The sequence below is a fragment of the Gilvimarinus sp. 1_MG-2023 genome (genome assembly GCF_030548285.1).
In genome coordinates this window covers 1-467 of sequence record NZ_JAUOSC010000128.1, presented here as the reverse complement: position 1 = coordinate 467, position 467 = coordinate 1, and the positions used below count along the sequence as shown (strand labels likewise).

The 467-nt window shown below is 57.4% G+C and carries 1 protein-coding gene; it reads left to right on the top strand.

Annotation, left to right across the window (positions count from 1 at the left end; translation table 11 throughout):
* Positions 1–467, top strand: a 467-nt coding sequence (locus tag Q4563_RS16050) for an MFS transporter (protein ID WP_303605183.1), incomplete at both ends; no start/stop codon positions are given.

Genomic DNA, 467 nt, shown 5'->3' with positions numbered 1-467 from the left:
GCTATATGCTGGCCTATGCCTGCGGCATGTTGTTTTGGGGGCCGCTAAGCGAGAAGTTCGGGCGTAAGCCGATTCTGTTGATCGGGCTGGCGCTGTATGTGCTGGCCAGTCTTGGCTGTGTGTTCTCTTACAGTATTGAGCCGCTGATTCTTTCCCGGGTTTTGCAAGGTTTTGGGGGTGGTGCCATCACGGTGGTGGAAACGGCCATCGTTAAAGACCTTTACAAGGGCCGTGAGCGTGAGCGGATTCTTGCCACTGTGATGTCGCTGGTCGTTATCGCGCCGTTGGTCGCTCCGGTGTTGGGGGCTGTTCTGCTGAGTGTTGCCTCATGGCACGCAATATTTGTGGCTCTCGCCCTGTTTGGCCTGTTCGCCACGGCCCTTGTGTTGCTGTTCCGGGAAAGTCTGGTTAATCGCTATGACGGGCCGGTGGTCAAGTCCTGGAGTCGGTTGGGCACGGTGCTGAGC